Here is a 5,583-nt window from a genome sequence, read left to right on the forward strand (position 1 = left end):
CGCCCAGGCCGACCGGGTCCGCGCCGCGCTGCTCGCCGCCGTCAGCCACGACCTGCGCACCCCGCTCGCCGCCGCCAAGGCCGCCGTCACCGGCCTGCGCTCCGCCGAGGCCGTGCTCAGCCGGGACGAGCGCGACGAGCTGCTCGCCACCGCGGAGGAGTCCCTCGACCGGCTCACCCGCCTGGTCGAGAACCTGCTGGACATGTCCCGGCTGCAGGCCGGGGCGCTGAGCGTGTTCCCCCGCCCGATCGGGCTCGACGACGTCGTCCCGCACGCCCTCGACGAGCTCGGCCCGCCCGCGCGGGCCATCGCGATTCGCATCCCCGACGACCTGCCGACGATCGACGCCGACCCGGCGCTGCTGGAGCGGGTGCTGGTGAACCTCGTCGGCAATGCGCTACGCCACGCCCCGGCCGGGCGCCCCCCGATCATCACCGCCAGCAGCCTCGCCGACCGGGTGGAGCTGCGCGTGATCGACCACGGACCCGGCATCCCCGCCGACCATCGGGACCAGGTCTTCCGCCCGTTCCAGCGGCTCGGCGACCGGGACAACACCACCGGCGTCGGCCTCGGGCTCGCGTTGTCCCGCGGGCTGACCGAGGCGATGAACGGCACCCTCACCCCCGAGGACACCCCCGGCGGCGGCCTGACGATGGTGGTCAGCCTCCCCGCCGCCGAACCGCCCCCGTCCCTGACCGCCCTCGACGACGCCGACCCGACCGTCCCCGCGCCACCCACCCTCTCACCGCCACCCACCCGATCGCCGCCACCCACCCGATCGCCGCCACCCACGCTCTCACCGCCACCCGCCGACGACTTCGCCTGACGCCGCCACCCGCCCCGCGTGCGGCGCACTGCCAGGTTGTGGCGCATTCTGCACGGTATCGGCGGCCAGACCGGACAGAACGCACCGCAACTCGCCGCCTCGCCGCGGGTAGGTGGGGGAGGCAGGGTGTGGGCCCGGGCCTGGTGGAGGGGAGGGCGGACGGGTGGGGCGGATCTCTGCCGGGTTGGAGCGGCGGCAGGTGCCGATCTACCTGGGCGCCATCGCGGTGGGGGCGGTGGTGGGGGTCGCCGCGCCCGGGGCCGGGCCGGGGCTGGCGCACGCGATCAACCCGGCGCTCGGGGCGTTGCTGTTCGTGACGTTCCTACAGGTGCCGGCGGCGGAGCTGGTGCGGTCGCTGCGGGCGGGGCGGTTCCTCGCCGCGGTGCTCGCCGTCAACTTTGTCGTCGTCCCCGGCGTCGTCGCCGCGATGCTGCCGTTCCTGCCCGACGCCCGCGCCGTGCGGCTCGGCGTGCTGCTCGTCCTGCTCTGCCCGTGCGTCGACTACGTGATCGTGTTCAGCGGGCTCGCGGGCGCCCGCGCCGGCGCGCTGCTGGCCGCCACGCCGGTGCTGCTGGCCGCGCAGATGCTGCTGCTGCCGGTGTTCCTACTGGCCTTCCTCGGTCCGGGTCTCGCCGACGTCGTCGAGATCGGCCCGTTCCTCGCCGCGTTCGGCGGGCTGATCGTCGTCCCGCTCGCGCTGGCCTGGACGGTGCAGGCGTGGGCCGCGCGCCGGCGAGCGGGTGCGGCGTTCGCCGGGGCGGCCGGGGCGGCGATGGTGCCGCTCATGGTCGTCGTCCTGGGTGCGGTGGTCGCGTCGCAGACCCCGAAGATCCGCGATGACCTCGCCGAGGTCGCCGCCGTGGTGCCCGCGTACGTGGCCTTCCTCGTCGTCATGGCGTTCGCCGGGCTCGGTGTCGCCCGGCTGTTGCGCCTCGACGTCCCCGCCGCCCGGGCGGTGGTGTTCAGCGGGGCGACCCGCAACTCCCTCGTCGTACTGCCGCTGGCCCTGTCGCTGCCCGACCGGTTCGCGATCGCCGCGGCCGTCGTCGTCACCCAGACCCTCGTCGAGATCCTCGGCATGATCGTCTACGTCCGGGTGGTGCCCCGCCTGCTACCCGACCGATGACGCGCCCGTCCGACCGGTGACGCGCCTGTCCGACCGGTGATGTGGCCGTCCGGACGGGCGATGTGAGCAGAGAGACGATGGCACGAAGGTGCAGATCCGCCCTTTCCGAGCAGGATGACTGTGCAGGACAACAGCGTTCACGGGGATGGTCACGAGGGAGTTTGCCATGTCATTCGATGGAGCGGGAGTCGTCGTCACGGGGGCGGGTTCGGGCCTGGGCCGCGCGGTCTCACTGCGACTGGCGGCCGACGGTGCTCAGGTGGTGGTCTCCGACATCGACGAGAAGGGCGGTCAGGAGACCGTCCAGCGCATCGCCGACCAGGGCGGCAAGGCGACCTTCGTGGCGTCGAACGTCGCCGACCCGGCCAGCGTCACCGAGCTGTTCGACACCGCGGTGTCGGTGCTCGGCGGCCTGGACATGGCGGTGAACAACGCCGGTGTCGCGCACGCGCCGACGGACCTGCACCTGCTGCCGATCGAGGACTGGGACCGGGTCCTCGGCGTGGACCTGCGGGGCGTGTTCCTCTGCATGCGCGCCGAGCTCGGCCACATGGTCGACGCCGGGCACGGCCGGATCGTCAACATGGCGTCCAACGCCGGGGTGAAGAACGCGCCGTCGATGGCCGGGTACACCGCCGCCAAGCACGGCGTGGTCGGCCTGACGAAGAACGCGGCGCTGCAGTACGCCCGGCGCAACATCCGCGTCAACGCGGTGTGCCCCGGCACGATCCTCACCGAGGGGCTCGCCGGCTACGGCCCCGAGCAGCAGGCGGAGTGGGCCTCACTCGTCCCGATGGGACGCATCGGCACCCCGGCGGAGGTCGCCGGGTCCGTCGCCTACCTGCTCTCCGACGAGGCCGGCTTCATCACCGGTCACTCCCTGCTCATCGACGGCGGCATCATGTGGGACTGACGGCATCGGCCGAGCCGACAGGCGGGGCGACCGCACGCGGTTGACGGCACGCCGTTGACCGCACGCCGTTGACCGCACGCGGCTGGCGCCGAGGCGAGGCGAGCCGGTCGACGGGGGCCCACAGGACGGGCTTGTACCCTCTTGTGCTAATGACTGTCTCGACTGAAGTCCTCGAGTCCCCCCGGCTGTCGGTGCCGGCCCTTCGCGACAGCCGGCGGCACGTCCCGACCTCGGCCGCCCCGGTGCTCGTCCCGCACCGGCGCCGGCTGGCCGTCCTCGCCGCGATCCTGGCCGTGCTGGCCGTGAGCGTGCACTGGGCGAACGGGTTCGTCGTCGGCCACCTCGACTCCCCGATCGAGTCCTGGGTCATCGCCCATCGCACCGGCACGCTGGACTGGATCGTCCGGCGGGTGTCGTTCCTCGGCAGCTCCCGGGTCGTCTACACCCTCGGCCCGCTGCTCGGGCTGGTCGCCTGGGCGCGGTGCCGGACGGTCGGCGCCACCGTGCTCGCCGTCACCGCCCTGCGGCCGCTGGTCGAGTTCACCGCGAAGGCCCTGGTCGACCGGCCGCGGCCGGACATCGACCGGATGGTCGCCGGGGTCGGCCCGTCCTTCCCGTGCGGCCACGTGATGGCCGCCGCGGCGCTGTGGGGCATGGTCCCGATCGTGATCTCGCTGTACACGTCGTCGCGGCGGGCCTGGCGGGTGAGCGTCGCCGTGTCGTGCGTGGTCGTCACCGCGATCGGCTCGACCCGGGTGTACCTCGGCGTGCACTGGCCCAGCGACGTCGTGGCCGGCACGATCTTCGCCGTGCTGCTGCTCGCCGGGGTCGACCGCGTCTTCCACCGCGTCCACGACCGGCTCGCCTGCCGGCGCGGTGAGGCGAATCTCGCGTCGGGCGACTGTGCTCCGCCGGCCTGAGTAGCCTCGTGCGCTAAGGGACATGTCGGGGTGGGGGGCTGTATGCCACGGGAGGACGCACGCGCTTCTGTGAGCACCGCGCCCGCCGCCGAAGGCGACTCACCGGTCGCAGCCAGCGACGAACGCGCCGGCCAGACCGGCAGCGGACAGTCCGGCGGACCGGTGGTCGTCCGGTTGGACGAGGTGGCGGCGAGCGACACCGCGCTCGTCGGCGCCAAGGCCGCCAACCTCGCCGTCGCCGCGCGCGCCGGGCTGCCGGTCATCCCCGGCTTCGTCGTCACCACCGCCGCGACCGGGCGTCCCGGCGGGGCCGAGCCGGCCCGCGGCGACGCGATCCACGAACGGTGGCGGGAGCTCACCGAGGACGGCCGCCGGCCGCTGGCGGTGCGCTCCTCGTCCGTCGCGGAGGACTCGGCGGAGTCGTCGATGGCCGGCCAGTACCTGTCCGTGCTGCACGTCACCGGCTGGGACGCCTTCGTCGAGGCGGTCGGCAAGGTTGTCGCCTCGGCAGCCGGCGTCGGGCCGGTGCAGGCCCCGATCGCCGTGCTGGTCCAGCCGATGGCGCAGGCCCGCGTCGGCGGGGTGATGTTCGGCCTCGACCCGCTGACCGGCAACCGCTCCCGCATCCTGGTCTCGATGACCGACGGGTTGCCCGAGGCGATCGTCAGCGGCCAGGTCACCGGCACCTCGCTGCTGCTGACCCGGCGCGGGCGGCTGAAGTCCGTCGACGGAACGCTCCCCGCGGCAGTGCACGCCCGCCAGCGCGGCCAGCTCGCCCGCCTCGCCCGGCGGACCTCGCGGATCTTCGGCGCTGCGCAGGACATGGAGTGGCTCATCGAGCCGGACGGCACGCTGCGGCTGCTGCAGAGCCGGCCGATCACGGCGGCCGTGCCGGTCGCGCACGGCCGGGTCTTCGGCCCCGGGCCGGTGGCCGAGACGTTCCCCGAGCCGCTGGCCCACCTCGAACTGGACCTGTGGGTGCCGCCCCTGGAGGACGGGCTGCGCGAGGCGCTGCGGCTGTCCGGTGCGACGGGCCGTGGTCACCTGCGCCGCCGGTTCGTCATCGACGTCGAGGGTCGGGTCGCCGTCGACCTGGAGGCCCTGGGCGTGATCAAGCCGCGGCGACGGTGGTGGATGCCGCTGGACCCGCGGCCGGGGATGCGCCGGCTGCGCGCCGCCTGGCGGCTCGGCCGGCTGCGCGGCGCCTTCCCCGCGATCGTCGCCGACCTCGTCGAGGAGGTCGACGCCGACCTGCGCGCGGTGCCCGACCCCGCCACGCTCGCCGACCACCAGCTCCACCTGCTGCTGACCAACGCGCGGACCACACTGCGCGGGGTGCACGCCCACGAGGTGCTCGCCGGATTCTTCCTCGACGCCCGGGCGACCTCGACGACCGGCGCCGCCGTGGCGCTCGCCGCCGTCTCCCGCGCCCGGGAGGACGGGATGACCGACGCGGAGATCGTCGCGCGTCATCCCGAGAGCCTGGCGCTGATCCCGCCGGCCGTCGGCGGCCCGGGTGCCCTGCCGCCGACCCCCGCCTACGTGCGCCTGCCCACCGGGGAAGGCGACGACCCGGTCGCGGTGGCCCGTGAGGCGGTCCGGCTGCGGGCCCGCTGGCTGCACGAGCTGACCGCGCAGGCGGCGATGGAACTCGGCCGGCGCCTCGCCCGCCACGGCCAGCTGCACCATCCCGCCGACGTCCGCCACCTGACTCTCGCCCGGCTGCGGGAGCTGACGATCTCGCACGACCTCGCCGCGTCCGTCCCGGTGCAGGCGGCCACCGCCCGCGGTGCGGCCC

General features: G+C 74.7%; 5 protein-coding genes. All 5 read left to right on the forward strand.

Translation table 11 applies throughout. The annotated features are described in order from the left end of the window. A partial coding sequence (locus ND748_RS23715) for a sensor histidine kinase KdpD (RefSeq protein WP_251748170.1) occupies positions 1-826 on the forward strand: 826 nt, incomplete at its 5' end. Positions 827-998: 172 nt separating this feature from the next. Then, positions 999-1,952 carry a bile acid:sodium symporter gene (locus ND748_RS23720; protein ID WP_374216015.1) on the forward strand — a complete coding sequence of 318 codons (954 nt, stop codon included), beginning with the start codon at positions 999-1,001 and terminating at the stop codon, positions 1,950-1,952. 166 nt (positions 1,953-2,118) lie between these two features. Then, complete coding sequence (locus tag ND748_RS23725; RefSeq protein ID WP_251748172.1) at positions 2,119-2,865, forward strand: SDR family NAD(P)-dependent oxidoreductase; 747 nt, start codon at positions 2,119-2,121, stop codon at positions 2,863-2,865. A gap of 149 nt (positions 2,866-3,014) precedes the next feature. Continuing rightward, positions 3,015-3,785: a phosphatase PAP2 family protein gene (locus tag ND748_RS23730; RefSeq protein WP_251748173.1), complete on the forward strand. Its 771-nt coding sequence runs from the start codon at positions 3,015-3,017 to the stop codon at positions 3,783-3,785. A gap of 69 nt (positions 3,786-3,854) precedes the next feature. Next, positions 3,855-5,583: PEP/pyruvate-binding domain-containing protein (locus ND748_RS23735; RefSeq protein ID WP_251748174.1), on the forward strand; the 1,729-nt coding region annotated here is incomplete at its 3' end.

The organism is Frankia sp. AiPs1 (genome assembly GCF_023716945.1).
In the GTDB taxonomy this organism is placed as follows: Bacteria; Actinomycetota; Actinomycetes; order Frankiales; family Frankiaceae; genus Frankia.

What these genes read in the sequence shown, in the direction of transcription:
- ND748_RS23725 (WP_251748172.1), top strand. Translation starts at nt 2,119, where the DNA reads ATGTCATTCGATGGAGCGGGAGTCGTCGTCACGGGGGCGGGTTCGGGC.
- ND748_RS23730 (WP_251748173.1), top strand. Translation starts at nt 3,015, where the DNA reads ATGACTGTCTCGACTGAAGTCCTCGAGTCCCCCCGGCTGTCGGTGCCG.